This window comes from Nonomuraea sp. NPDC052634, assembly GCF_040678535.1.
Taxonomy (GTDB): domain Bacteria; phylum Actinomycetota; class Actinomycetes; order Streptosporangiales; family Streptosporangiaceae; genus Nonomuraea; species Nonomuraea fastidiosa.
On sequence record NZ_JBFATY010000020.1, the window covers coordinates 54,928 to 77,328 of the forward strand.

At 71.6% G+C, this 22,401-nt stretch carries 31 protein-coding genes and 2 pseudogenes; 14 read left to right on the forward strand and 19 right to left on the reverse strand.

The window, feature by feature from the left end; all coding sequences use genetic code 11:
* Positions 1-111 precede the first annotated feature (111 nt).
* A complete protein-coding gene (locus tag AB0K67_RS39650; RefSeq protein WP_364070557.1) occupies positions 112-237 on the reverse strand; it encodes a hypothetical protein in 126 nt (41 codons plus the stop codon).
* A gap of 528 nt (positions 238-765) precedes the next feature.
* Between AB0K67_RS39650 and AB0K67_RS39655 the strand changes: the two genes are divergently transcribed.
* Genes AB0K67_RS39655 through AB0K67_RS39665 form a run of 3 tightly spaced genes read left to right on the forward strand, consistent with a single transcriptional unit; the run spans position 766 to position 3,085 of the window.
* Positions 766-1,671 carry an NADP-dependent oxidoreductase gene (locus AB0K67_RS39655; RefSeq protein WP_364070560.1) on the forward strand — a complete coding sequence of 302 codons (906 nt, stop codon included), beginning with the start codon at positions 766-768 and terminating at the stop codon, positions 1,669-1,671.
* Between the two features lie 59 nt (positions 1,672-1,730).
* The gene (locus AB0K67_RS39660; protein ID WP_364070562.1) at positions 1,731-2,216 is read left to right on the forward strand and encodes a MarR family transcriptional regulator; all 486 of its coding nucleotides are present in this window, start codon (positions 1,731-1,733) and stop codon (positions 2,214-2,216) included.
* The gene (locus AB0K67_RS39665) at positions 2,213-3,085 is read left to right on the forward strand and encodes an alpha/beta hydrolase (RefSeq protein ID WP_364070564.1); all 873 of its coding nucleotides are present in this window, start codon (positions 2,213-2,215) and stop codon (positions 3,083-3,085) included. Before AB0K67_RS39660 ends, AB0K67_RS39665 begins: the two co-directional genes overlap by 4 nt.
* A gap of 170 nt (positions 3,086-3,255) precedes the next feature.
* Here AB0K67_RS39665 and AB0K67_RS39670 read toward each other — a convergent pair whose 3' ends face one another.
* The 3 genes from AB0K67_RS39670 to AB0K67_RS39680 form a co-directional block, all read right to left on the reverse strand.
* Entirely contained in the window at positions 3,256-3,546 is a 291-nt protein-coding gene (locus AB0K67_RS39670) for a hypothetical protein (protein ID WP_364070566.1), read from the reverse strand.
* Between the two features lie 57 nt (positions 3,547-3,603).
* A complete protein-coding gene (locus AB0K67_RS39675) occupies positions 3,604-3,849 on the reverse strand; it encodes a maleylpyruvate isomerase N-terminal domain-containing protein (RefSeq protein WP_364070569.1) in 246 nt (81 codons plus the stop codon).
* Positions 3,850-3,932: 83 nt separating this feature from the next.
* On the reverse strand, positions 3,933-4,109 hold the full coding sequence (locus AB0K67_RS39680; RefSeq protein WP_364070571.1) for a hypothetical protein: 177 nt from the start codon (positions 4,107-4,109) through the stop codon (positions 3,933-3,935).
* Positions 4,110-4,223: 114 nt separating this feature from the next.
* Between AB0K67_RS39680 and AB0K67_RS39685 the strand changes: the two genes are divergently transcribed.
* Positions 4,224-5,429, forward strand: a complete 1,206-nt coding sequence (locus AB0K67_RS39685) for a sensor histidine kinase (RefSeq protein WP_364070572.1) — start codon at positions 4,224-4,226, stop codon at positions 5,427-5,429.
* Positions 5,426-6,052 carry a response regulator transcription factor gene (locus AB0K67_RS39690; RefSeq protein WP_364070575.1) on the forward strand — a complete coding sequence of 209 codons (627 nt, stop codon included), beginning with the start codon at positions 5,426-5,428 and terminating at the stop codon, positions 6,050-6,052. The genes AB0K67_RS39685 and AB0K67_RS39690 overlap by 4 nt, the downstream gene beginning before the upstream one ends.
* A gap of 1 nt (position 6,053) precedes the next feature.
* On the opposite strand, the gene AB0K67_RS39695 is transcribed toward AB0K67_RS39690, so the two are convergent.
* Both AB0K67_RS39695 and AB0K67_RS39700 read right to left on the reverse strand, forming a co-directional pair.
* Entirely contained in the window at positions 6,054-6,803 is a 750-nt protein-coding gene (locus AB0K67_RS39695) for a hypothetical protein (protein ID WP_364070577.1), read from the reverse strand.
* 123 nt (positions 6,804-6,926) lie between these two features.
* Positions 6,927-7,634 carry a TetR family transcriptional regulator C-terminal domain-containing protein gene (locus AB0K67_RS39700; RefSeq protein ID WP_364070579.1) on the reverse strand — a complete coding sequence of 236 codons (708 nt, stop codon included), beginning with the start codon at positions 7,632-7,634 and terminating at the stop codon, positions 6,927-6,929.
* Here AB0K67_RS39700 and AB0K67_RS39705 point away from each other — a divergent pair.
* Positions 7,608-8,489, forward strand: a complete 882-nt coding sequence (locus tag AB0K67_RS39705) for a CPBP family intramembrane glutamic endopeptidase (protein ID WP_364070582.1) — start codon at positions 7,608-7,610, stop codon at positions 8,487-8,489. The two genes, AB0K67_RS39700 and AB0K67_RS39705, sit on opposite strands and share 27 nt — an antisense overlap.
* Positions 8,490-8,502: 13 nt before the next feature.
* Here AB0K67_RS39705 and AB0K67_RS39710 read toward each other — a convergent pair whose 3' ends face one another.
* Positions 8,503-9,066: a DUF3558 family protein gene (locus tag AB0K67_RS39710; protein WP_364070584.1), complete on the reverse strand. Its 564-nt coding sequence runs from the start codon at positions 9,064-9,066 to the stop codon at positions 8,503-8,505.
* Positions 9,067-9,193: 127 nt separating this feature from the next.
* Here AB0K67_RS39710 and fxlM point away from each other — a divergent pair, with 127 nt between their 5' ends.
* Together fxlM and AB0K67_RS39720 are read left to right on the forward strand one after the other, a co-directional pair.
* Entirely contained in the window at positions 9,194-10,396 is a 1,203-nt protein-coding gene (gene fxlM, locus AB0K67_RS39715) for a methyltransferase, FxLD system (RefSeq protein ID WP_364070586.1), read from the forward strand.
* A 76-nt stretch (positions 10,397-10,472) separates the two neighbouring features.
* Positions 10,473-11,138: an MOSC domain-containing protein gene (locus AB0K67_RS39720; protein WP_364070589.1), complete on the forward strand. Its 666-nt coding sequence runs from the start codon at positions 10,473-10,475 to the stop codon at positions 11,136-11,138.
* An 83-nt stretch (positions 11,139-11,221) separates the two neighbouring features.
* Here the strand turns inward: AB0K67_RS39720 and AB0K67_RS39725 are convergent, their stop codons facing one another.
* Both AB0K67_RS39725 and AB0K67_RS39730 read right to left on the reverse strand, forming a co-directional pair.
* A complete protein-coding gene (locus tag AB0K67_RS39725; protein WP_364070591.1) occupies positions 11,222-11,359 on the reverse strand; it encodes a hypothetical protein in 138 nt (45 codons plus the stop codon).
* A 101-nt stretch (positions 11,360-11,460) separates the two neighbouring features.
* Entirely contained in the window at positions 11,461-11,742 is a 282-nt protein-coding gene (locus tag AB0K67_RS39730; protein ID WP_364070593.1) for an NUDIX domain-containing protein, read from the reverse strand.
* Positions 11,743-11,768: 26 nt separating this feature from the next.
* Between AB0K67_RS39730 and AB0K67_RS39735 the strand changes: the two genes are divergently transcribed.
* On the forward strand, positions 11,769-11,969 hold the full coding sequence (locus AB0K67_RS39735; protein ID WP_364070595.1) for a hypothetical protein: 201 nt from the start codon (positions 11,769-11,771) through the stop codon (positions 11,967-11,969).
* 39 nt (positions 11,970-12,008) lie between these two features.
* On the forward strand, positions 12,009-14,081 hold the full coding sequence (locus tag AB0K67_RS39740; protein ID WP_364070596.1) for an SUKH-4 family immunity protein: 2,073 nt from the start codon (positions 12,009-12,011) through the stop codon (positions 14,079-14,081).
* Between the two features lie 7 nt (positions 14,082-14,088).
* On the opposite strand, the gene AB0K67_RS39745 is transcribed toward AB0K67_RS39740, so the two are convergent.
* Complete coding sequence (locus tag AB0K67_RS39745; RefSeq protein WP_364070637.1) at positions 14,089-14,655, reverse strand: hypothetical protein; 567 nt, start codon at positions 14,653-14,655, stop codon at positions 14,089-14,091.
* A gap of 133 nt (positions 14,656-14,788) precedes the next feature.
* Positions 14,789-15,175 (reverse strand): annotated as a pseudogene (locus AB0K67_RS39750) (RNA polymerase sigma factor); the annotation flags it as partial.
* Here AB0K67_RS39750 and AB0K67_RS39755 point away from each other — a divergent pair.
* The gene (locus AB0K67_RS39755; protein WP_364070640.1) at positions 15,080-15,277 is read left to right on the forward strand and encodes a hypothetical protein; all 198 of its coding nucleotides are present in this window, start codon (positions 15,080-15,082) and stop codon (positions 15,275-15,277) included. The pseudogene AB0K67_RS39750 and the gene AB0K67_RS39755 sit on opposite strands and share 96 nt — an antisense overlap.
* Positions 15,278-15,435: 158 nt before the next feature.
* Here AB0K67_RS39755 and AB0K67_RS39760 read toward each other — a convergent pair whose 3' ends face one another.
* From AB0K67_RS39760 to AB0K67_RS39770, 3 genes are all read right to left on the reverse strand, one after another.
* The gene (locus tag AB0K67_RS39760; RefSeq protein ID WP_364070597.1) at positions 15,436-16,002 is read right to left on the reverse strand and encodes a GNAT family N-acetyltransferase; all 567 of its coding nucleotides are present in this window, start codon (positions 16,000-16,002) and stop codon (positions 15,436-15,438) included.
* Between the two features lie 162 nt (positions 16,003-16,164).
* The gene (locus AB0K67_RS39765) at positions 16,165-16,518 is read right to left on the reverse strand and encodes a hypothetical protein (RefSeq protein WP_364070599.1); all 354 of its coding nucleotides are present in this window, start codon (positions 16,516-16,518) and stop codon (positions 16,165-16,167) included.
* A gap of 214 nt (positions 16,519-16,732) precedes the next feature.
* On the reverse strand, positions 16,733-17,710 hold the full coding sequence (locus tag AB0K67_RS39770) for a chlorophyllase (RefSeq protein ID WP_364070600.1): 978 nt from the start codon (positions 17,708-17,710) through the stop codon (positions 16,733-16,735).
* Positions 17,711-17,911: 201 nt separating this feature from the next.
* Here AB0K67_RS39770 and AB0K67_RS39775 point away from each other — a divergent pair, with 201 nt between their 5' ends.
* A complete protein-coding gene (locus AB0K67_RS39775; protein WP_364070603.1) occupies positions 17,912-18,325 on the forward strand; it encodes an Hsp20/alpha crystallin family protein in 414 nt (137 codons plus the stop codon).
* Positions 18,326-18,596: 271 nt separating this feature from the next.
* On the opposite strand, the gene AB0K67_RS39780 is transcribed toward AB0K67_RS39775, so the two are convergent.
* Positions 18,597-18,725 carry a hypothetical protein gene (locus AB0K67_RS39780; protein ID WP_364070606.1) on the reverse strand — a complete coding sequence of 43 codons (129 nt, stop codon included), beginning with the start codon at positions 18,723-18,725 and terminating at the stop codon, positions 18,597-18,599.
* Here AB0K67_RS39780 and AB0K67_RS39785 point away from each other — a divergent pair.
* The gene (locus tag AB0K67_RS39785) at positions 18,724-18,966 is read left to right on the forward strand and encodes a hypothetical protein (protein WP_364070609.1); all 243 of its coding nucleotides are present in this window, start codon (positions 18,724-18,726) and stop codon (positions 18,964-18,966) included. The two genes, AB0K67_RS39780 and AB0K67_RS39785, sit on opposite strands and share 2 nt — an antisense overlap.
* Here AB0K67_RS39785 and AB0K67_RS39790 read toward each other — a convergent pair.
* Positions 18,947-20,062 carry an alkene reductase gene (locus AB0K67_RS39790; protein ID WP_364070612.1) on the reverse strand — a complete coding sequence of 372 codons (1,116 nt, stop codon included), beginning with the start codon at positions 20,060-20,062 and terminating at the stop codon, positions 18,947-18,949. The genes AB0K67_RS39785 and AB0K67_RS39790 overlap by 20 nt on opposite strands.
* Positions 20,063-20,123: 61 nt before the next feature.
* On the opposite strand from AB0K67_RS39790, the gene AB0K67_RS39795 reads away from it, so the two are divergent.
* On the forward strand, positions 20,124-20,519 hold the full coding sequence (locus tag AB0K67_RS39795; RefSeq protein ID WP_364070614.1) for a MerR family transcriptional regulator: 396 nt from the start codon (positions 20,124-20,126) through the stop codon (positions 20,517-20,519).
* A 13-nt stretch (positions 20,520-20,532) separates the two neighbouring features.
* On the opposite strand, the gene AB0K67_RS39800 is transcribed toward AB0K67_RS39795, so the two are convergent.
* The 3 genes and pseudogenes from AB0K67_RS39800 to AB0K67_RS39810 all read right to left on the reverse strand — a co-directional run bounded on the left by AB0K67_RS39800 (position 20,533) and on the right by AB0K67_RS39810 (position 22,135).
* Positions 20,533-20,688, reverse strand: a complete 156-nt coding sequence (locus tag AB0K67_RS39800; protein ID WP_364070617.1) for a WD40 repeat domain-containing protein — start codon at positions 20,686-20,688, stop codon at positions 20,533-20,535.
* 8 nt (positions 20,689-20,696) lie between these two features.
* A pseudogene (locus tag AB0K67_RS39805) lies at positions 20,697-21,494 on the reverse strand (hypothetical protein); the annotation flags it as partial.
* On the reverse strand, positions 21,395-22,135 hold the full coding sequence (locus tag AB0K67_RS39810) for a protein kinase (RefSeq protein WP_364070620.1): 741 nt from the start codon (positions 22,133-22,135) through the stop codon (positions 21,395-21,397). The gene AB0K67_RS39810 and the pseudogene AB0K67_RS39805, both read right to left, overlap by 100 nt.
* Between the last annotated feature and the right edge of the window lie 266 nt (positions 22,136-22,401).

Consider the following 22,401-nt stretch of genomic DNA (forward strand, 5'->3'; position numbering starts at 1 on the left):
CACCGAGTACTGGGGTTGATCGACGAGGGGAGCAAGGCCGGTGCGTCGCAGACGGGCGCGTCGTGCCGCTGCCAGGTGGCCAGGTGGCGCAGCGTCCGGCACGGCCGGCCGTCACCACGGCGCTCCCGGCACGGCAGGGTTCGCGCCGGAGCCGCGGTGGGCAGGCCGGCCCGACGTCACCACCTCCTGCACGCCGTGCAGGTCGTCCAGCGCCTTGTGCACCGCCCCAGGCTTCATGCACCGTCACCGCGTAGTCGACCGGGGCGAGCCGGGCCGCGAACCGGCGGCCGGCTCGACCGCGGCCGGGCCGCGAACCGGCGGCCGGCTCGACCGCGGCCGGGCCGGCGGGCGGCGGCTCGCACACCACGCCGTAGCGGCCGCAGCCACGGCACCGACCCCCTCAGGCGGCGGGGGAGGCCACACGGGGTCGAGCACCGGCTCGCCGTGCGCCGCCATGACCACGCAGAACCCCCATCGCGGGCGACCCAGCCGGTCATCGCGCCGCCCCGCTCCCAGCTTGTCAGCCGCGCCGAAGCTGCGGGCGACCTGTTCGACGGTGAGGGCTGAGCACCACGTGACGCAGGCCGGTTCGGACGACCATCGAGTGACGAGGTCGCGGTAGTGGCCACGTCGTGGCCTGACGCTGGAGCGCCTGGACTTCCGCTGCTCGATCGACTTGCCCCTGACGCCAACGTCAGGTTTTAGCGTGGGGGGCCTCGGCGGTCGCCGAGCATTCATCCCCACGTATAGAGAGGCGGTTTCGTCATGCGCGCAGTTCGCTATCACGAGTACGGCGGCGTGGACACCCTGGTGATCGAGAAGGTGCCGGACCCGCATCCGGGGCCTGGCGAGGTGCGGATCCGCGCCACGGCGGCCGGCGTCAACCCGGTCGACTGGAAGGTGCGGTCCGGTGCGGTGCGCGAGGTGCTCCCCGTGGAGCTGCCGGCGATTCCCGGGCGGGACGCCGCCGGGGTGGTGGACGAGATCGGTGCGGGCGTCGAGGGGGTGAGCGTCGGGGATCGGGTCTTCGGGCTGGGCGGCGTGACCGGGGCGACGGCGGAGCTGGTCGTGCTGTCGGCGTGGGCGCACGCGCCCGCCACGTGGAGCGACGAGCAGGCCGCCGCCGCGGGCCTGGCGTCCGTCACCGCCATGCGCGATATGAAGGCGCTCGGTCCGCTGCAGGGGCGCACGATTCTCATCGAGGGGGCGTCCGGGGGCGTGGGCAGTGCGGCGGTGGAGATCGCGGTGGCTTGGGGTGCCACTGTCATCGGGACGGCCAGCGAGCGTAATCACGCGTTCCTTGAAGAGCTCGGGGCGGTGCCCACCACGTACGGGCCGGGCCTGGCCGAGCGCGTCGCCCGCCTGGCTCCGGGCGGTGTCGATGTCGTGCTGGACGCCGCAGGCTCCGGCTCTCTGGACGATCTCGTCGCCATCACAGGGGACCCCGAGCGTGTGACGACGGTCGCGGACTTCACCAACGCGCAGCGTCTGGGCGTGCGGGTGATCAACGCGGAGAACGACTCCTCGCTGCTCGCCGAGGCGGCCGAGCTCGGCGGGCAGGGGCGGTACACGCCGCGCATCGAGCGTACGTACCCGATGGAAGAGATCGCGGCGGCGCACGCCTACGCCGAGCAGGGGCGTACGCGGGGCAAGGTCGTGATCTGCATCTGACCACATCACCGTCATTACGGTTATTGCAGTAATGACTGCAATAACCGTAATGTGGCGGCATGGAGGACACCCCCACCGACGCCGAGCTCGAGTTCGTCGACGACGTCGCGATCTTCTTCTCCCGTGAGGGCATGCCGCTGATCGCGGGCCGCGTGATCGGCTGGCTGCTCATCTGCGACCCGCCGGAGCAGACCGCCGCCCAGCTCGCCGAGGTGCTGCGCGTCAGCCGCAGCTCGATCAGCAGCGCCACCAGGCTTCTGACGCCCAGTGGCCTGGTCGAGGGGGTACGGCGGCGCGGCGAGCGGCAGGAGTACTTCCGCATCGCCCCCGACGGCTGGAGCCGCATGCTGGCCGCCCGCTACGCCAAGACGGCGGCCTTCCGCGAGATCACCGAGGAAGGGCTGCGCGTGCTGGACGGCAGCGACCCCGGGCGGCGGAAGCGGCTGGAGAACGTCCACGAGCTCTACCGCTTCCTCGAAGGGGAGCTGCCGGCGATGTGGCAGCGATGGGAGGCGCACCGGGCGAAGGCGAAGGACGGCGCATGAGCGAGCCGCGCGGCACGTACCTGACCTTTCCCGAGGGCCGCCTGCACGTCCACGTCGCGGGCGACCCGGGCGCGCCACCGGTGGTGCTGCTCAGCGGGGCCGGCGTGGACAACGCGATGCTGAGCTGGCGGCGGCTCATCCCCGTCTTGGCGGCGGACCACTTCGTGCTCGCGCCCGACTGGCCGAAGCAGGGCAAGAGCCGCCCATGGCAGGGCCGGGCCACGCATGAGCGCATGCTGCGCTGCGTCACCGACGTCCTCGATCACTTCGGCCTCGGCTCGGCCGCCCTGGTCGGGCTCTCGCAGGGCGGGGCGCTCGCGCTGGCCACCGCCATCGAGCATCCGGGCCGCGTGGACCGGCTCGTGGCGCTCGCGCCCGCCGGGATCCTGTCGTTCCCGCCCGTCGTGCACCAGCTCCTGTGGCTCACGGCCAAGCTGCCGCTGCTCAACAGGACGCTGCCGGGCGCGCTGCTCAGGACGCGCGAGCAGGTGGCGGCGTTCGCGCGCAGGGCGCTGTTCGCGGGGCCGGTGCCGGACTTCGACGAGATCGTGGACGAGATCGTCGAGGAGGTACGGGCGGGCGGCGCGGGCTCCTCCGACTGGCAGAACGACTCCATCGGCCCGTTCCGCATGCGCGTGGACCTGCGTCCCCGCCTGCACGAGATCACCTGCCCGGTGCTGCTCATCCAGGGGGACAAGGACGTGGGCGTGCGGCCTGACCGGACGAGGGCCGCGGCCGCGCTGATCCCCGGCGCCCGGTTCGAGCTGCTGGAAGGGGTCGGGCACTGGTCGAACCGGCAGTGCCCGGAGAAGGTGAACGCGCTGATCGCGGAGTTCCTGAGCGTGGACGGAGCTGATCACTCGGGTTAGGCCGCCCGGCATGAGGCCTCGATGCGCGTGGAGCGCGGAGCCGCACCAGCGACCGCGCCTGCCGGGCGGCCGGAGCGAGCCTGGCCGCGTCGCCCGGCTGACCATGAGGTGACCGGTGCGCGGGTCGCGGCCGGATCGCCCGGCCGGCCCTCAGGTGACCAGTTGCAGGGTCAGGCTGTCCAGCGCGGATCGCGGCCGATGAAGCCGAGCAGCCGGTCCTGAGGCGAGGCGTCCTGCGCGACCGGCACCTCGGGGCCGAACACCTCCACCCCGGGACCGAACGCGCCCGGCGTCCGGTACTTCTCCATCAGGTCGGGCGGGATGTCGGTGAGCGCCGCCCAGTGGCGGGCCACGTCGTCCGGGTCGATCGTGTCGTCCTGGCCGGTCGCGCGGGCGAGATCCCAGCCGTGCAGCGGCATGTCGTCGCTCGGCACCTTGTCGATGTGCTGCTCGGCCGTCATTCTCGTGCCGTGCGACTCGTACTCCACGCTCGCCGGCGCGGGGTCGTTCAGGACCTCCTAGACGGCGGCCCGCGCGGCGCGGAACGCGGCGAGCGGGTCCTCGTCCACGGACGGCGCCGTGCGGGGTGTGCGGCCGAGCTCGCGCAGCACCACGTCGTGCATGTCGATGATGTGCTGGACGACGTCCCTGGCGGTCCACTTCTCGCACGGGGACGGGTCATCCCACTGGCCGGGGCGCACGGCCGCGACCTTGCGTTCGAAGTCGTCCGCGCGCCGCCGGTAGCGGTCGGCGATCTCACCCATCGTCGCTCTCCTCGTCCTCGAGCCGGTGCGCCTCGAGGAGAGTCTGACATCAGCGGACGAACGCCGCGCCGTGCGCGCCATGGTCAGCCGCGTCCGGCGAGCATGCCGCGGATCGCCCACAGGCCGCCGACGACGATGGCGCCGACGATGATGAAGGTGGTCATGGTGGTGCCGCCGACGCCGAGCATGGCGAGCACCCCCACCGTGATGCCGTAGATCATGGACAGGGCTATGAGGACTCGTGCGGAGAGTTTGTTCATGACCGCTGAGCCTGCCCGAGCCCGGCGAGTCCGGGACAGACACCGATGGACGGGACGCTGATTCCGACGAAAGGTGGATACCGGGCGGCGGGCGCCGGCTGTCAGACTGGCGGGATGCTCGGCGACTCCCTCACAGGCCCGGTCGATGCGGGACAGGACGATTGGCATCGGACGGTCCCCGGCTGGCATCTCGCCTTCGCCGTACTGGCCGCGCTGACCGGCGCCCTCATCGTCACCGGCGACGGTGCGCCACCCGGCGTCGAGCGGGCTTCCGGTCTCGCGCTGCTCGCGATGCTGTGCTGCTGGTACGCCGCCACCGGCGCCCGGGTCCTGCACCGCGAGCGCGGCCGGCTGGGCGTCGTCTACCTGGCCGGCGCGGTGCCGTTATCGGCGGCGCTGTTCGCGGTGGCGCCGCAGGGTGCGCTGATGTCGTTCATGCTGTACCCGCACATCTGGGCGCTGCTCCCGCTGCGCAGAGCCGTCGCCGTGACGGTGGCGAGCGTGGCGTCGACGGCGGCGGTCATGATCGTACGCAGCGACGCGTACGGTCAGGACCTGAGCTCCGCGCTGCTGATGGCGGCGGTGGCGCTGGTGGCGGCCCTGGTGCTCGGTGTCTGGATCACCCGGATCATCGAGCAGAGCCGGCAGCGCGCCCGGCTCGTCGGGGAGCTGGCCGCCACGCGGGCGGAGCTCGCCGAGGTCAGCAGGGAGGCGGGGATGCTGGCCGAACGCGAGCGGCTCGCCAAGGAGATCCACGACACGCTCGCGCAGGGCTTCACCAGCGTGCTGCTGCTGATCGAAGCGGCCAAAGCGGGCACGTGCGAACGCGACCGGGATGCCCGTACCCACCTCGACCAGGCCCGCCGTACCGCCATGGACAATCTGGCCGAGGCCCGCGCCCTGGTCGCCGCGCTGCCGCCGCCGCGGCTCCGCGACGCCTCGCTGCCGGACGCCGTGAGCGGGCTCATCGAGCGGTTCGCGGCGGAGACCGGGCTGGAGACGCGCTTCACGGTGAACGGCACGCCCCGGCGGCTCACTCCGAACGAGGAAGTGGTGCTGCTGCGGGTCACCCAGGAGGCCCTGGCCAACGTACGCAAGCACGCCTCCGGGGCGACGCGGCTCGAGGCCGCGCTGGGATACGGCGCCTCGGGCGTGACCCTGCGGATCGCCGACGACGGCCAGGGCTTCGACCCGGATGACGCCGGCACGGGCTTCGGCATCGGCGGCATGCGCGACCGGGTCACCGAGGTCGGAGGGGTGCTGCGCGTCGGATCGGGCGGGCGTACCGGAACGGTGGTCCAGGTGGAGCTGCCGTCATGACCGTACGAGTGCTGATCGTCGACGACCATCCCATCGTGCGGCAGGGACTGCGGGCGCTGCTGGCCGCGCAGCCGGATTTCGCGGTCGTGGGGGAGTGCGGCACCGGCGAGGAGGCGGTCGCCCTGGCGGCGGACGCCGCCCCTGATGTGGTGCTGATGGATCTGCGGCTGCCCGGACTGGGCGGCGTCGAGGCCACCGAGCGCATCGTCGCCGGCGGGAGCGCCGGGGCGGTGGTCGTGCTCACCACGTACGACTCCGACGGGGACATCCTGCGCGCCGTCGCCGCCGGCGCGACCGGCTACCTGCTGAAGGACGCCTCGGCGGAGGAACTGGTCGCCGGGGTTCGCACGGCCGCGGCGGGCGGCACGGTGCTCGCCGCCCCGGTCGCCGCCAAGCTGGCCACACGCGCGCAGGGCGGCGGCCCCTCGCTGACCGCGCGGGAGATCCAGGTGCTGGAGTGCGCGGCCCGCGGCCTGTCGAACGCGGCGACCGGGCGGGAGCTGTTCATCAGCGAGGCGACGGTGAAGAGCCACATGATGCGCATCTTCGGCAAGCTCGGGGTCGCCGACCGCACCGCCGCCGTGACCACCGCCATCGCCAGGGGCATCCTGAGCAGCCCCTGAGCTATCGGCCGCCGCTCGTAAGCCTCGTCCGGTCGGTGGGCAGGACGACCTGGCCGGTCACGAACTCGCTCCACAGCCCGAACGACAGCACATCACCCGGCTTGGCGGTGGTCTCGGCGAACCCGACCGTGCGGCCCTTGTGCTCGATGGTGGCGCCGAACGAGAGCTGGAAGCGCGTGGTGCCCGCCCGCTCCTGCGGCGGCACGGACGTGGGCGGGATGATCTCGTCCCAGGCCCACCGGTAGTCCTTGCGGTACGGGTCGGAGACGCGTTCCAGCGTCTGCTCCAGGATCACGCCGGTGTCCGGGATGACCACCAGCAGGCCCGGCCCGCGTCCGAGCCTGGTGTTGAACGCGTGCACCTCCTGCGTCTTGCCGTCGGCCGTCTGCCCCTGCCCGCCGCCGATCCGCGACCCCTCGGGGCAGGCGTTCACTCCGCGCTCCTCGATGACGTTGCGGGCGCAGGTGGGGAACGCTTCGGGGTTGAACCGCACCGTACGGTCGAACAGGAACACGAACCGGCGCGGCCCGGCCGGGACCTGCCCCGTCTCGGCCCTGCTGCGCCGGTCGAAGGCGATCGTCACGCTGCGCCCGGGGCCTTGGGTCGCGGTCACGGTGAGCGAGTCGAGGTTCCGGGTGCCCTCGACGTCCGGCTCGTACGGGCGCTGCGGCCCGCCGGGAGCCGGGTCGGGCGGGGTCGTGCTCGCGGACGCGGCGGCCGCGAGCGCGGACATGCAGAGGAATGCGGTCATGGCGGTCAGTACGGCTTTGGCCTTCACGTCGCTCCCTGAGAAATCGATCAACGCAACGTGCGCCACACAATCAACCGACCCCGAAAAATGGCATAAAGGCCGCGATCATCTCAGGATGGCCGGCTAAGTCTCCCGCTCGGTCGGTAGTCGCGCCTCGGTCAGCAGGCGCAGCTCGTCGCGGACGGCGGCCCGGATGTCTTCCGGGGTGAAGTTGCGCGGGTAGGTGGCCGTCTGGAGCGTCAGGCCGTCGATGAACACGTGGAGCCGCGCGGCCCGCCGTTCCAGGCCGGTATCGGTGAACTCCTGGCCGATCTCGGGTGCGGGCAGGTCGTGGCAGGAGGCGATGGCGAGGCGGCAGATGTGGCGTTCGGCGGCCCAGGCGTTGCGGTGGAGATCGGCCAGGGACTCGTCGATGCGCGAGCGGACCAGGCACGCGAGCCACACGTCGACTTCGACGCGGCGGTTGCCGTCCAGCGGGAGGAGCTCTTCGAGCATGAGCCGGGCGCGTTCCGGCCCCGGCAGGTCCGCGTGCAGGTGCCCGGCGATGCGGGCGGCGACGCTTCTGCCGACCGCCTGCGCGGCGAACGCGAGCAGGCCACGCTGGCTGTCGAAGTAGTGGCGCAGCCCGCCGACCGAGACGCCCGCCGCCTCGGCGACCTTGCGCACCGTGGCGCCTTCGATGCCTTCCCTGCTGATGACCTCCCATACGGCGCGGACGAGCTCGTCGCGGCGCTGCGCATGATCGACGATCTTCGGTATCTTCTTATTATCGCACGCTTGTACTGTTTCCTTTGCAGTACAAGCGTGCTGAGAAAATCGCCGCAGAACCACCTGCCGGGCCTGGCCGTGCTGATCGGCGGCCTGGCCGTGATGGCCGGATCGGCGCTGTGGCTGGCGCTGACCGTCGGCGGCGAGATCCGCTACACCGCCGATCACACCGGCACCAGGCCCATGTGGCACATCTGGATCCCCGCCCTCGCCGGACTGATGCGCACCCGGCTGATGCCCTCACCGCCCCGGAGGACCCGTCTGCCGGTGACGCGGGAGCTCCGCCTGCAAGCGGGCGTCCTGCTCGCCTCGGGCGTGCTGTTCGCGGCGGCGCTGCGGCTGCTGGCGGACAACGGCTTCGCCCCCGAACCGGCGCACACCGTCCTGAAGCTCGTCCTGCTATTGGCCGTACCGGTGCTGCTGTTCCGGCTGATACGAGTCCGGGAGCCGGCGCGGGGGCGGGGCGGCGGCTGGACGCGCTTCGGGCCGGTGGTGCCGGTGGCCGTCTGGCTCGTCCTCTCCTCCGTGGGGCCGTTCGCCCGGCCGTCCGGCGACAGCGCCTGGACGGACGGCCTCAGCCCCGCCGCGCTGCTCCTCACCATGATCGTGGTGTTCGCGCTCAACGCCCTGCTCGAAGAGGCCTTCTACCGCCGCTGGCTGCAGACCCGATGGGAGCACATCATCGGCCGCCGGCCCGCCATCGTGCTGGCGAGCCTGCCCTTCGCGGCCTGGCGCATCGGCATCCACGGCACCGGCGACCTGCTCACCGACCTCGCCACGGTCGTCGTCCACCAGGGCGTGCAGGGACTGTTCCTCGGCTACCTGTGGAGCCGGTACCGGCTGATGTGGCCCATCCTCACCGTCCACGGCGCGATCAACGCGGCGCCCACCCTGCTGGGCCTGCTCACCGCTCTGTGATCACGGCCAGGACTCACCGGAGGTGAGACAGGATCGCTTTGGCGAAGCGGGTGGCCACGGTGGTGGGGGATACCGGCTGCGTTCCCTCGTTGACCGGAAGAACCTGGAGTTCGAAGGACTGCTTCTTGCCGGCGGAGACGAACAGACGGTACATCTTCCTGTCAAGAGCCTCGCTGACGCCCAGCATCGCCCGGTGGCCGCTGATGGTCTTTCGCGTGAGGTGCCGGTACTTCGCGGCCTTCGTCAGATCCGTGGACGTGTGCGGGATGAAGGCCACCACATATCTGTACGCAGCCCACCGGCAGGACTGGCGGCCGTTGTTCGGCTCCGAATCGTTGATGACGATGCCGAGCCTGTCCTCCTCGTCAATCGCACGGCAAGGATTCCGGGCGAGTTCGGAGAGGGTGAGCTTGCCGCCGACGGCGGTGCTCGACGGCGATGCGGAGCCGGTCGGGGCCGGGGTGCCCGTCGCGCTCGGCGTCGCAGAGGCGGTGAGGCCGGCCGGTCGTTCCTCGCTGGTGCCGCCGCCCTGCGCGCCGCACGCACTCACCGCGCATAACGCCACCAGCAGGGCCATGGCCGGGATCCGGCGGTTTCCGGTGGACGGTGCGTCCGCTGATCGAGTCACCCGGGCAGCCTAATCTTTCCGCCTCGGGACCGCTCCCGAGCGTGACGGCCTCCCATCGGAGTCGTACGCTCCGTACATGACCGCTGACACTTTGTGTGACGAGATGGTCGATCATCTGGTCAGGTTGGGTGCTATCGCATCAGCGCGGGTCGAGGCGGCGATGCGGGCCGTGCCCCGGCACGTCTTCGTGCCGGAGGCGCCGCTAGAGGAGGCGTACGGGCGCGGCGTGGTCGTCACGCACCGGGACGTGACCGGCAGGGCGATCAGCTGTGCGTCCGCCCCCGGGACGGTGGCGGAGATGCTGGAGCAGCTCGACGTCCGGCCCGGCCATCGCATCCTGGAGATCGGCGCGGGCACCGGATACAACGCCGCCCTGCTCGCCGAGCTGGCCGGGCCACGAGGGCAGGTGACCACGGTCGACATCGACGCGGGCATCGTGGCGGGCGCCCGTCGGGGCCTGGCCGCGGCCGGATACGAGCGGGTCCAGGTCGTGCACGGTGACGGCGCGGCCGGCCATGCCGGGAACGCCCCGTACGACCGGATCATCGTCACGGCGGGCGCGTGGGACGTGCCGCCCGCGTGGCGCGAGCAGCTCGCCTCCGGAGGTCGGCTCGTCGTGCCGCTGCGGATGCGGGGCATCACCCGGTCGGTGGCGCTGGGACTCGACGGCGACGTGTGGCGCAGCGTGTCGATCGTCGTGTGCGGGTTCATCCCGATGCGGGGCTCGTCGGCGGTGACGGAGAGCCGGGTGGAGCTGGACGCCGACGGTGGGGTGTGGCTTGGCGTCGATGACGGACAGCCGATCGACGTCGGCGCGCTTCGGGCGGCGCTGACCGGTGCGCCGTCCCTGGTCTGGTCCGGGGTTGTGGTGCCGTACGAGTCGCCGGAGCATCTGGACTTCTGGCTGGCCGGCGAGGCGACACGGGTCTGCCGGGTGCTCGTTTCGGCCCCTGAGCGGGAGGTGGGCCTGGTCGCGCCGATTTGGCGCTGGGGCAGCATGGGCTGCTACACCGCCGACGGCTTCGCGTACCTGATCCGCCGCGACGTTCCCCATGAGACCGGCCAGAAGATGATCGAGCTGGGCGCGTGCGCGTACGGGCCCGGCGCGGCGCGGCTGGCCGGTGACGTCGCAGGCCGCATCCGCGCCTGGCACGGCGCCCGCGACGAGCGTGCGTCCTTGCGCATCGAAGTCCGCCCGGCGGGGAGCCCCGACGTACCGAACGCCATGATCACCGCCGACAAGACGCACAGCAGGGTGTTCGTCACGGTGGGAGGCTGACGGCGGGCGCGAGGTCTACGGAGACGGCGCGACAAGGACTCGCCCGCATCGGGGGAGCACCCGTAGCGTCGAGAGCATGAAGCTGCTCTCCGTCAACATCGGCCGCCCCCGTCCCAACCCGTGGAAGGGCCTGCAGGCAACGGGTATCGACAAGCGGCCGGTTGACGGTCCGGTCGCCGTCGCCGCTCCCGGCCCCAAGGGGACCGGCGCGGTGGGCCTCGCCGGTGACCGGGTCTATGACGTGAAGCACCATGGCGGCGACGATCAGGCCGTCTACGCGTACGCCCGCGAGGATCTCGACACGTGGGAGACCGAGATGTGGCGGACGCTCCCGAACGGCGTCTTCGGCGAGAACCTCACGACCGAGGGCCTGGACGTCAACGCCGCCCTGATCGGCGAGCGCTGGCGGATCGGCCCGGACGTCGTCCTCGAAGTGTCGTGCCCGCGCATCCCCTGCGGCACCTTCGAGGGCTGGCTGGAGGAGAAGGGCTGGATCAAGCGGTTCACGCAGGCGGCCCGGCCGGGCGCGTACCTGCGCGTGATCGAGCCCGGGGAGATCCGCGCCGGCGACCTCGTGGAGGTCGTCCACCGTCCCGCTCATGATGTGACCGTCGAGCTGGTCTTCCGCGCGATGACCTCGGAGCCGGACCTGCTTCCGCGGCTGGAGGCGGCCGACGCGCTGCCGGAGCCGGACAGGGCCAAGGCCCGCCGGCGGATCGCCGCGCAGGCACGGAAGGCGTAGGCGGTGGGGTGGGACGTTCCCCGAGCGCCGTGGATGAAGCGACTCGGCGAGGAGACGGTCCTCAGGGCGATCAAGCCCAGTACTCAGCGCCAGGTGTAGGTCGCGTCGGTGATCGGCGGCAGGTAGGGGTTGCCGGCGGGGGCGTCCGGTACGGGGAGTGCGCTGACGGCGGGGCCGATCAGCGGGAACAGCGGCAGCTCGGCGACCTCGCGGTAGTGCACCCACTCGATGGTGCCGGGCTCGGTGCCGCCGTCCGGGAGGTCGTCGTACTCGATCGTGGCGAGACGGTCGCGTACGTCCGGTGTGATGTGACAGCGGAAGATCAGGTGGAGCTTGCGCGGCGGCGGGGTGGGGCCGGGCCTGGTGACCAGCTGGTCCTGGATCCAGCACAGCTCGGGTGGTGTCGCGTCGGCGAGGTCGAGCGGAGCTCTTCGGTCAGTTCGCGGCCGAGGGCGGCGATCAGGTGTTCGCCGGTGTGCACGTTGCCGCCGGGTGGTGTGTAGTGCGAGCCGGTCGGGCGGTCGCGGCGGATCAGAGCCACGTGCGCGCCGCAGAAGACGAGAGCGCCCGTACGGATCTTGACGCGGGCGAAGGGTGCGGTCATGTATGCGGTATGCCCAGCAGGTCCAAGTGACCGGCACCCGAGAGGGCCCGCAAGGTGCCGCCGACCCCGGCCAGGTGCTCGCCGACGCCATGGCGCGGCTCCTCGAACCCGCAACGCCACCCCGCCCGGCGCCCGTCGCCGCGGCGGCAGAGGAGAGCCTGGCCGTGTTGCGCGAGACCCGGCAGGCGGTGCCGGACCTCATCGGACGCACCCAGGCCGCCCGGTGACGCCGGGCCACGGCGGCCACCCATAAGATCGTCGCCACCATGGAAGAGCCCCGCGACCTCCCCTCCCACCTCTCCGCCGCGTACCGGGCCGTCGGGCTGCCCTGGCCGGACGTGCGGATCGCCCACTTCGACGGGTTGCTGGCCGCGGCCGGTGAGCGTCCGGAGGCGGAGCGGCTGCGCGAGCACGTCGGCAAGCTGCGCATGGTCCAGGAGCGGTTCTTCGAGCACCTGAACGCGCTGTCGGAGGATCACGACGGCGACCCCATGCTCCTGCTCCGGCACAAGAACGAGCCGTGCGTGACGGAGGTCAGGGAGGACTGGGCGGAGACGGCGTCGATGATGCCCGAGTTCCATGCGGCGGTCACGGCGTTCGTCAGGGCGCTGCTGGGGGGCGACGCGCGGGACGTTCCCGACTATCTGGACGCCGCGCCGCCCTGGGTGGAGCCGCACCCCGGGCGCGGCATCCGCGACGAGCCCGCCGCCGGACGCGATCCCGCCGCGGACGCCCTTATGCGCTGGCGGGAGGACCCGTACGGGCCGCGCATCTGCGTCGTCACCGGCTCTCCGGGCGTCGGCAAGACGCGGCTTCTGGCCTGGTTCAGTTACTCCGGCATCTGGGACTGGTCGGGCTATCCGGGGCCGGACGAGGCGGCGATCCGCCTGCGCGGGATGGACGCGGGCGACGCCGTACGCGAGCTGGCCGGGCAGCTCAAGCTCGGCGATGGCGCCGGTCTGGACGCCATCGACCGGTCCGTGCTCGTCACCGTGGCCGACGCCCACAGGAGCAACGACCCCGAGCGCGCGTACGCCGAGGTGGTTCTTCCCCTCGCGGCGAACCCGCACGTCCGCCTGGTCGTGGAGCTCGGCCGCGAGGACGCCGAGGAAGGGTTCGGGCTGCCCGCGTACGTGCTGGACCTGGACGACCCGCGCGCCACCGAGCGCGCCGCCTTCACCGCCTGGTACGACGCCCAGCGCGTGGAGCGGTCGCCGTTCACCGCCGACCAGGTGTACCCCTCACCGGGGCTCGCCGCCCTCGCCGCACGTGCCGAAGGCGCCGACCCGGGGCCGGGCCTGCCGGTGGACGTACGGTCCGGGGACGGCGCCGACCCCGGCCCCGTCCCAGGGCCGGGCCTGCCGATGGACGTGCGGGTGGCGCGCGCCTGGCTGGACGGACTGTCACCGGAGGCCCGCGCCGCCGCCGGCACCCTGGCGCTCGCCCTCGTCCCGATCGGTCCGTACCTGTGGCGGTTGCTGCACTGCGGCCGGCACCGCGACGACCCGGAGGCCGCCGCCCGTGGTGTGGCGGAGGCAGCGTCCCGGCTGCCCCTGTCCGAGCCGGGCCTGCCCGCGTACGCCATCGACCTGCCCGCCCTGGCCGAACTCGTCTCCCCGCCCGCGTCGGCGCACGGGGAGCTGGCCGCCGTCATGCGCGGCTGGCCGGCGTCGGCCGAGCTGTCCCCGCCGACGTACGTCAGCGAGCACCTCGCCCACCACGAGCGCCTGGCGGGCGGTCCCGGCACCGTCACCCCGCTGTCGCTTTGCCGCCCTCCGACCCGGGTCACCCGCGAACTGCTGGAGGACCTGTACGGCCCGGAAGGCGTCCACCGGCCGCGCGACGTCGAGATCCACCCCGCGATCGCACACGAGCCCACCCGCCGTTTCCTCGCCGAGGTCGGCCTGCCCGCGGGCGGCCTCTGGGAAGAGCCGTTCGACCGTTTCGCCGAGCCGATGTCCGAGCTGTGGCCCGACAGCCTGGACGAGTTGCGCGCCTGCGCGGGCCTGCCGGACGACCTCGGCGCGCTGTTCCTGCTCGACGACATGAACACCTGGTACCTGTTCCTCGACGGCCGCACCGGCCTGGTGTACGAGGCGGGCGAAGGGCTGGAGACCGCCCGCGTCGCCCACCGCGGCGTCGAGTCGTACGCGTACTTCATGTACGTCATCCACCGGGCGCGCAGGCTGTGGTGCGACGGCCGGGACGCCCACCGCGAGGCCGCCTACTGGTGCGCCGACGACCTCGCGATCGAGCTGCACACGTACGAGCCGGAGGCCATGGCGGGCGAGGACGCCCTCTGGCCCCCGGCCCTGGAGGACTACACGCTCCTCACCTAGACGCGGGTCAGCTGCCGGGCGGCGGCGTGGCGTCGCCGACGTCGTGCGCCGACGGGTCGTCCACGACCTGGCACGGCGCGATCGGGCCGGTCGTCAGCCGCCCCGTGAACTCCCAGAGGACCCCCGGACGTCCCGCCGACGGCGGCGCCGGGTTCTCCATGACCTCGATCATCGCGATCTGGCCCGGCCGGATGTGGCGGGGATAGATGGTGATGCCGTCCTTCGGGCGGATCGCCTGGTACGAGGGCGATCGCTGCAGTCTCTCCCGGACCCTGGCCTTCGTGGCGGGATCGTCGCTCAGCAGCTCCTCCTTGGTGGCGCGGACGTCGTCGCCTTCGAGGACGGGCGCCCGGAGGTTCCCGCAGCGCTTGCCGGGCGGCAGATACGTGATGTCGGCCCGCACGCCCCACTCCATCAGCTCCTGTTCGAGCCGCTCGGGGTCCCGGAACTCGTAGATCTTGAGGTTGATCGACCCGTCCCCGTTCTTCGTCAGCGCGTACGCCGGATCGCCGGGGCCGAGCAGGGAAGGCACGGCCACGCCCGCCGCGACGGCGGCCGCCACCGCCGCGCCCATCGCGAACCGCCGCCACGTCAGCAGCGGCCGGGTGCGGCGGGCCGGAGCGGCCGCCTCCTCGATGAGCCGGAGCCGCTGCCGGGCCAGGGCGGCGGGCGGCGGCTCGTGCTCCAGTTCCTTGATGACGTGACTTGACGGTTCCGACCGGGATGCCGAGCGCGCGGGCGGCCTCCTCGTACGTCATGTCGCTCCAGGCCACCAGCAGCAGGACGTCCCGGTCGCCGCGCGGAAGCCGCGCGAGCGCGTTCAGCAGGACCGTCCGCGACCCTTGGGCGGTCAGATAGCGGGTGATCGCCTCTTCCGGTCCCTCGACGGGCCGGGCCGGGCTCTGCCGCTCCAGCGCGCGGTAGCGGCTGACCTCGGCCCTGCGGTGGCCGGAAATGAGCTTCGTCGCGATGCCCAGCAGCCAGGGCCGGGCGTCGCGGTGGCTGACGTCGTACGTGCCGCGCCTGCGGAACGCGATCAGGAACGTCTCCACGACGAGGTCCTCGGGGAGTTCGGCGCCGAGGCGGAAGGAGATGTACCTGTACAGCGTCCCGGCGTACCGGTCGAACAGGACGGCGAACTTCTCCGGATCATCGAGGGCATCCGCGATGATCTCGGAGTCCACCACCACCGGTGACGTGTCGGTCACCATAGATGATCTGTCTTCAACACTGGACTCCCTTCGAGATGTCACCTGTGTCTTGTCACAGGAGCCCCAGGTGTTCACGGACGTTCGCCGCCGGCCCGGTCACCTTCGGCCCGCGGCTGTGACCGGCATGAGGCTCGGAGAGCGCGTCAGAGCGTGGACACGAAGCGCCGGCAGATGTGGACTCGAGCGAATTGCGCGCGGAGCGCCTGCTCGTCCTCCAGCCTGGCATGCGAGAAGACCGCCATGGGCCGGAGCCCTGGCCGGCGCTCGCCGATGGCCCGGTCCGGTTCGCTGGGATCGGTGGAGTAGTTCGCGTAGACGTGAAGGTAGTGCTCGCTCTCGGTGAAGCCGTTGGCTCGATACCAGCGCAACGTGCCCGGATCGTCCCTCGTCCAGGCGTCGAGCGTGCGCGCGCCGAGGTCGCGGGCTCGGGCACGGGCTTCGCGGAGGAGGGCGCGGCCGATGCCCCGGCGCTGATGGTCGGGGTGGACCGCGATGGTTTCGATGGTGGCCAGGTCACCGTCGATGGCGACGTCGATGATGCCGGTAAGCGTGCCGCCGCTCTCTGCGACGCGTTCGAAGCCCGGGGCCGGGATCGTGGGTTTGCTCGTGACGACGTCGTCGAAAGAGGCGGTCGTCAGGAAGGACAGGACGCGGCAGCGCAGCCAGGCCGTCTCGTCTTCAGCGGTGTAGTCGCGGATGGCGTGGTGCAAGGCAGGGATCTCCCATGTGGTCGGCGATGTTCGGACGGCGGTGGTCGCGTCAGTGGGAGATCACGTTGGCGATTCTTCAACGTCGGCTCGTGGCCGGCAAGCGGTTTGTGCGGTCGGTTCATGCATGTGGCGCGAAGCGCGTTCCCGTGAGCCGCTGCTGGTTCACGGGAGGGCGGCGCCGCGATCGAGAGAAGACGTTTCGCCGACGGCGGCGAGCAGCACGATCGGGAACTCCGGGTCGGCCTGGCCGACCGTGAGTGCGACCCAGCGGCCGGTGCCCGGACGCCACACGGACATCTTGCTGCTGTAGGTGCTCAGCTCGTTCACCGGCTCGGGCGGTGCGGCGATCTCGTCCTCCACGTACGGCCACAGATCGACGACTTCGGGACGGCCCCAGCGTGAGGTCAGCGCGGCCGCCAGCGCCTCGAAGGCGGCGGCGATCTCGTCCTCGGCGGCCTCGACGGCCTCCTCGCTGCGGTCGTCCCAGAAGTCCTGGCTGGCCGCCAGGCAGGTCACGTGGCTGCGGGGACCGCTGGAGCGATACCCCTCTCACGTCCTGCCGGGCGGCGCCAGGCGCTCTTCCTGGCTCGGGAAGGGGCGGGCCAGCAGGTGATCGATGGTGGCGAGCCGATCTTCCACGGTCATGCGGTAAGGCTATACCGGCTGCGGGCGGGCCAGATCGTCGGCAGCACGTACCTGACCGTCCTGCAGCGGTGGCGGCCGTGAGAGGCTACTTCGACTCGACGCGGGCGACGGGCGCGGCGCTGCCGGCGAGCGCGGCGGTGGCGTTCGTCCAGGCGGGGTCGCCGGGGTAGAGCTCGCTGCGCAGGTACGCCCAGATGAGCGCGCGTACGGCGGCGACCCGGTCGGGGTTCTCGTCGGTGGTCTCGGCGGCGTCGAACGTGGAGATGCCGCCGAGACCGTGCTCGGCCTCGAAGAACTCCAGCAGCACCTTCGGCCCCGGCGCAGCGGTGTAGGGGTCGCGCCGCCAGTCCTGCCGGTCGGAGAAGAACGGGTTGTAGTCCTTCTCGCCGGTGACGACGAGCACCTTCGGCGTCATGCCGTCGAAGCTGGTGGTGGTGAGCTCGGCGTACGGCTCGGCCGCCGGGCCGTTCATGTCCTCGCCCCGGCCGGGGGCGGCGATCATGACGCGCGCGCCGAAGCGGTCGTCGACGGCGCCGATCGTCGCCCCGTCACGGATGAAGGTCTCGCCCGAGATCAGGCCGACCGTCTGACCGCCGGCGGAGTGGCCGACGGCGGCGATGCGGCTGCTGTCCAGGCGTCCGGCGAGGCCGGGAACGGCGCGTTCGATCTCGCCGAGGTGGTCCACGACGCGGCTGAGGTCGTCCGCACGCCACTTGAGGTACAGCGGCGCATCCGGGTCGTCGGCCTCGCGCAGGCCGAGGAACGTGGCGTCCAGGTGGGTGGGCTGGATGACGGCGAAGCCGTGCGCGGCCCAGAAGTTCACCAGCGGGCCGTACCCGTAGAAGGAGGGCACGAAGGTCGAGGGGCCGTGCCCGTGGGAGAGCACGATGACCGGCAGGTCGGTGCCGTTCACCGGAGCCGTCACGCGGACCGCCAGCGGCACCGGGCGCTGCGGCACGTCGATCAGCACGGGGTGGTACGAGAAGACGGGCTCGGGGTCGGGCGCCGGGAAGCCGGCGGCGTACGTGGACGGGTCCTTCGCAAGGTTCTTGTCGTGCGTCATGCGTCCAGCCTGCTGGAGAGCGGCCGAACTCTGAATGCTTGTCCGTGCGGATTTTCTTCGCGATAGTTCGGGGGGCGTGTGTGGGTCAGTCGTCCTCGGCGGCGAGTGACGATGGTCCCGGTGGCCTGAGGCCTTCTCCTCTAGGGACGCGGCCCTCCCAGGTGGTGACCTGGAGGCGTACCACCGAGAAAGGAGGTCGCAATGAACCTGCCCGAGCGCAAGGACATCAGGTGGCCGTTCCCGGACCTGCTGGAATGGATGGAGAGCCCGATGTTCGGGTTCCGGCCGTTCGGCCAGATCGTCCGCATCGAGGACTACATCGACGACGACCGGTACGTGCTGCGTGCCGAGCTGCCGGGCATCGACCCCGACAAGGATCTCGAGGTCACGGTGGACGAGGGCATGCTGCACATCCGGGCCGAGAAGACCCGCAAGACCACCGAGGCGCACCGCTCCGAGTTCGCCTACGGGTCGCTGTCGCGTTCGGTGACGCTGCCCGCCGGGGCCAAGGCCGACGACGTCAAGGCGACGTACAAGGACGGCGTCCTGGAGGTCAGCGTGGGGCTGGCCGAGGAGAAGAAGGCCGCCGGGCGGCGCATCGCCATCGAGCACTGACGTCCGGCGTCCTGGCCGGGTGCGGGCGGGGCGTCCTGCCCGCACCCGGGCGCGTTCACCCGGGGACGCCGGCGCGCCCGGGCACGGGGAACGTCACCCCGGTCAGCTCTTCGGAGATCGCCCACAACCGCTGCTGGACGGCCATGTCGTAGGACTCGGGGCCCGGCCGCCGAGCACGGATCCCAGTGCAGGTCGTCGAAGCGGATCGCGGCGCGGAGGCGGTGGCCGCTGCTGCTGACCGTCACCACGCGCGAGCCGGGCACCGGCAGCATCAGATCCAGCAGCAGCCCGGTGAGCGCGAAGTGGCCGTCTCGAACCCCAGGCCGGTGTCGGCCCCGGTCGCCACGGCCACCCGCCCGCTCTGATCGGGGATGTCGGCGGTCGTCCAGCTCTTGCCCATGCCGGGCTCCCCTCTGACGAACCGAAGGCACCTCGTCGGCGCGCAGGGCAGCGTGCCTGAAGGCAACGTATCCGCCGAGATCGTCGCCCGCTACAAGCGCGCGTCCCTGCAGCGCCTGGAGACCGTGGCCGCGCCGGTCGGCGAACACCTGCCGGAGCGGGGCGGGAACGCGGCGCCGTCCGGCTGCTCCTGGGCGTGCCCGCCCCGCTCCCGAACGCCGATCATGCCCCCGCTGCGGTGAGTGCCGGCAGGGCGGGGTAGTCGATGTAGCCATCAGGGCCGCCCTGGTACATCAGGCCGTCGCGGACCGGGTTGACGGGGGCGCCGGTGCGCAGCCGTTCGACCAGGTCGGGGTTGGCGAGGAACGGACGGCCCAGCGCGATCAGGTCGGCTCCCGCCGTCAGCAGCTTTTCGGCTGCGTTCTTGCCTCCGTCGGCGGGGATCTGGTCCTGCGGCAGCGTCGGGTTGGCGATCAGCGTGCCGGGCCAGATCGTGCGGATGCGCTCGAAGAGCGGCCGTCCGGGATCGGCGAAAACGATGTGCAGGTACGCGAGCCCGTGGTCGGCCAGGGTCCCGGCGAGCTGCGGGTACAGAACGTCGGCGTCGGCGCCGTCGATGCCGTTGACGGTGTTGCCGGGGGAGATGCGCAGCCCCACCCGGTCGGGGCCGATGGCCTGGGCGACGGCCTCCACGACCTCCACCACGAACCGCATGCGGCCCGCCACCGAGCCGCCGTAGTCGTCGGTGCGGCGGTTGGTGTTCGGCGCGAGGAACTGGTGGAGCAGGTAGCCGTTGGCGCCGTGCACCTCGACGCCGTCGAAGCCCGCGTCGATCGCCCGGCGGGCGGCGGCGGCGAAGTCGCCGATGGTGGTGCGGATGTCCTCGAGCGTCATCTCGCGCGGCACGACCGCCTCCTTGGGGCCGGTGGGCGTGTGGATGGTGTCGGGGAGCGGGATGGGGGAGGGGGCGACGGGCGTCAGCCCGCTGTTGTCCGGGTGCCCGACGCGGCCGCCGTGCTGGATCTGCAGGAACATCGGCGCCCCGCCAGCGCTCTTCACCGCCTCGACGACCTGCCGCCATCCGGCCACGTGGGCGTCGGTGTGGATGCCGGTGGTGTTCGGGTACGTCTTGCCGACCGCGTTCGGGGTGGACGCCTCGGCGACGATCAGCCCGGCCGTGGAACGCTGGGCGTAGTAGGTGGCCATGAGCGGCGTCGCGGTACCGTCGTCGGCGGCGCGGGTGCGGGTCATCGGCGCCATGACGAGGCGGTTCTCCAAGGTCAGGGAGCCGAGCCGGTACGGGGTGAACAGGTCTGAGGTGAGTGCTGTCTCGTTCATGGCGAAACCGTAGAATGTGACACTGATGTCAGATTCAACCCCGGACGATGTGAGATAGATCATGCGAATCGGTGAGCTGGCCCGGCGGACCGGCGTGAGCGAGCGTTCCCTGCGTTACTACGAGACGCAGGGCCTGCTGACCGCCGAACGCACGCCGGGCGGCCACCGCGAATACCCCGAAAGCGCTGTTGACCGTGTCATCCGGATCCAGGAGCTGTACAGCGCGGGACTGTGCAGCTCGAAGATCGCGCAGCTGCTGCCGTGCATGGGTGACGCCGACGGCGGGCCGTCCGAGACCGCCGACGCTCAGCTGGTCGCCGACCTGACCGTCGAGCGGGAGCGCATCATGCGCCAGGTCCAGGACCTGCTCCGGTCGGTGGACGTGCTGGACGAGGTGATCGAGAGGGCCGGCGGCCGCCCGCCCGCCGCCGCTACCCAGGGCTCAGACCGTCACTAGCGACGCCAGGCGTTCATAGCTGCCACAGCAGCACTTCTTCGTCCTCGCCTGCGCTGGCCAGGTATCTGCCGTCAGGGCTGAAGGCCACCGAGAAAACGGCGCCCTTATGGCCGGCGAGCGACTGGCCGATGGGGGTCTGCCTATGAGGGTTTGGGTGGCGACGCGCCACAGTCGTGCGGTGCCGTCGCGGCTACCGGTGGCGAGGATTTTGCCGTCGGGAGGGAAGGCGACCGAGGCGATGCCTTCGGGGGCCTCGAGGGGGTCGCCGATGCTCAACGTGGGGCGCACCTCCCACAGCCGCGCGGTGTCGTCATCGCTGCCGGTGGCCAGAATTCTGCCGTCAGGGGCTGAAGGCAACGGAAAGGCCCCAGTCGCTGTGGCCAAAGGGAAGGTCGTGCAGCAGGGTGGCGGGGACGGTTGGCTTAGGCGTGGGGGCCTTCCGGGCTGGGAGAGGTTCTGATCGGCTTGGGTCCGGATCGTCCTGGTCGAAGAGGTAGTTGGCGATCGGCAGAGCGGCGACCACATCCGCGACGCCCAGCCCGGTGAGCAGACGGCGACGGGTCGGGGCCCGGTGCGACACATTAGCGACCTGTGAGTCCGTTGCGGCTTCGACCGTAGAGCGCTGCCCGAGTCCGGAAGAGCCGGGTGCGCTGGGGCTCGGGACGTGCGATGTCGTTTCGGCGATCGTGGGTTTGTCCAGCCGGATGGTGGGCCCGGACGCGGGAGGCGGGGGCGTCGGCGGTATCTCGGCGGCAGGGGCCGCTCAGCCGGTTTCGACGGCTTTTCGCATCGTGGCGGCGTCCTGGGGACGTTCTTCGGGTCCTTAGCCAGCACGGTGGCCAGCAGCCCGTCCCAGAAGGCGGCAAGATCCGGCTTCAGCCGGGAGGGCGGCTGTAGATGTGCTGGAAGCGCATGGCGGCGGGCGAGTCCGCGGTGAAGGGCGGGCGGCCGGTGAGCATCTCGTACGGCACGCATCCGGTTGAGTACAGGTCCGTGCGGGCGTCGGCGGGCCTGCCATCGGCCTGTTCCGGCGACATGTACGCAGGCGTGCCGATCCGCATCCCTGTGGAGGTCAGCCGGGTGGCCGTCTCCGACATGAGCTTGGCGATCCCGAAATCCATCACCTTCACCCTGGCTTGGCCGTCGGCGAAGTCGGCGAAGTCGGCGAAGCGGACCATGATGTCGGCGGGCTTGATGTCGCGGTGCACGATGCCGCGTCCGTGGCTGTGCTCCAGCGCTTCCAGGACGGCCGTCGCGATCTGCCCGGCCTGTGCGGGCGTGAGAGGCGTCCGCCGCAGCAGATCGCCCAGCGTCTCTCCTTCCACCAGCTCCATCACCAGGTACGGAATCGGCTCCCCATCTTGGGCGTCCTCCCCGATGTCGAAGACGGTCGCGATGTTGGGATGCGACAACCCGGCGGCCGCCCGCGCCTTCCGCCGGAACCGGGCCAGGAAATCCGCATCGCGCAACATCTGCGCAGGCAGCACCTTGACCGCCACGGTCCGCTCCAGCTCCCGGTCATGCGCTCGGTACACCACCCCCATGCCGCCCTGCCCCAACGGGTCGAGCAGCTCGTACCGACCCGACAGCGCTCTCACCACGACCCCCGTTCCCACCGCTTCTCTCCTCGATCAACGCCGGGCCCACGGACGAGGCCGTCTCTTGGGGGCAGATGAACGAGTCTCTCTGCGTGACGCCATCATGACGCGGCTTGATCATGGCAGGAAACCAAGCGACCTACCGGCCAGTAGGCCCTATTTGAGATCACTACGTCGTTCGGCCCGCGCTAGTACTCCAGCCGCATTTAGTGATCGATGATTCGTCGCTGTCGCTGGTAATGGCAGCGGCGGGCGCGGGCTTGATGCCGACGTCGCCACTGTGA

Excerpts from the sequence above, each read along its gene's own strand:
- AB0K67_RS39650 (WP_364070557.1), bottom strand. The coding sequence starts at position 237 with ATGAAGCCTGGGGCGGTGCACAAGGCGCTGGACGACCTGCACGGCGTG.
- AB0K67_RS39655 (WP_364070560.1), top strand. The coding sequence starts at position 766 with ATGCGCGCAGTTCGCTATCACGAGTACGGCGGCGTGGACACCCTGGTG.
- AB0K67_RS39660 (WP_364070562.1), top strand. The coding sequence starts at position 1,731 with ATGGAGGACACCCCCACCGACGCCGAGCTCGAGTTCGTCGACGACGTC.
- AB0K67_RS39665 (WP_364070564.1), top strand. The coding sequence starts at position 2,213 with ATGAGCGAGCCGCGCGGCACGTACCTGACCTTTCCCGAGGGCCGCCTG.
- AB0K67_RS39670 (WP_364070566.1), bottom strand. The coding sequence starts at position 3,546 with ATGACGGCCGAGCAGCACATCGACAAGGTGCCGAGCGACGACATGCCG.
- AB0K67_RS39675 (WP_364070569.1), bottom strand. The coding sequence starts at position 3,849 with ATGGGTGAGATCGCCGACCGCTACCGGCGGCGCGCGGACGACTTCGAA.
- AB0K67_RS39680 (WP_364070571.1), bottom strand. The coding sequence starts at position 4,109 with ATGAACAAACTCTCCGCACGAGTCCTCATAGCCCTGTCCATGATCTAC.
- AB0K67_RS39685 (WP_364070572.1), top strand. The coding sequence starts at position 4,224 with ATGCTCGGCGACTCCCTCACAGGCCCGGTCGATGCGGGACAGGACGAT.
- AB0K67_RS39690 (WP_364070575.1), top strand. The coding sequence starts at position 5,426 with ATGACCGTACGAGTGCTGATCGTCGACGACCATCCCATCGTGCGGCAG.
- AB0K67_RS39695 (WP_364070577.1), bottom strand. The coding sequence starts at position 6,803 with ATGACCGCATTCCTCTGCATGTCCGCGCTCGCGGCCGCCGCGTCCGCG.
- AB0K67_RS39710 (WP_364070584.1), bottom strand. The coding sequence starts at position 9,066 with ATGGCCCTGCTGGTGGCGTTATGCGCGGTGAGTGCGTGCGGCGCGCAG.
- fxlM (WP_364070586.1), top strand. The coding sequence starts at position 9,194 with ATGACCGCTGACACTTTGTGTGACGAGATGGTCGATCATCTGGTCAGG.
- AB0K67_RS39720 (WP_364070589.1), top strand. The coding sequence starts at position 10,473 with ATGAAGCTGCTCTCCGTCAACATCGGCCGCCCCCGTCCCAACCCGTGG.
- AB0K67_RS39730 (WP_364070593.1), bottom strand. The coding sequence starts at position 11,742 with ATGACCGCACCCTTCGCCCGCGTCAAGATCCGTACGGGCGCTCTCGTC.
- AB0K67_RS39740 (WP_364070596.1), top strand. The coding sequence starts at position 12,009 with ATGGAAGAGCCCCGCGACCTCCCCTCCCACCTCTCCGCCGCGTACCGG.
- AB0K67_RS39745 (WP_364070637.1), bottom strand. The coding sequence starts at position 14,655 with ATGGGCGCGGCGGTGGCGGCCGCCGTCGCGGCGGGCGTGGCCGTGCCT.
- AB0K67_RS39770 (WP_364070600.1), bottom strand. The coding sequence starts at position 17,710 with ATGACGCACGACAAGAACCTTGCGAAGGACCCGTCCACGTACGCCGCC.
- AB0K67_RS39775 (WP_364070603.1), top strand. The coding sequence starts at position 17,912 with ATGAACCTGCCCGAGCGCAAGGACATCAGGTGGCCGTTCCCGGACCTG.
- AB0K67_RS39785 (WP_364070609.1), top strand. The coding sequence starts at position 18,724 with ATGCCGGGCTCCCCTCTGACGAACCGAAGGCACCTCGTCGGCGCGCAG.
- AB0K67_RS39780 (WP_364070606.1), bottom strand. The coding sequence starts at position 18,725 with ATGGGCAAGAGCTGGACGACCGCCGACATCCCCGATCAGAGCGGGCGG.
- AB0K67_RS39790 (WP_364070612.1), bottom strand. The coding sequence starts at position 20,062 with ATGAACGAGACAGCACTCACCTCAGACCTGTTCACCCCGTACCGGCTC.
- AB0K67_RS39795 (WP_364070614.1), top strand. The coding sequence starts at position 20,124 with ATGCGAATCGGTGAGCTGGCCCGGCGGACCGGCGTGAGCGAGCGTTCC.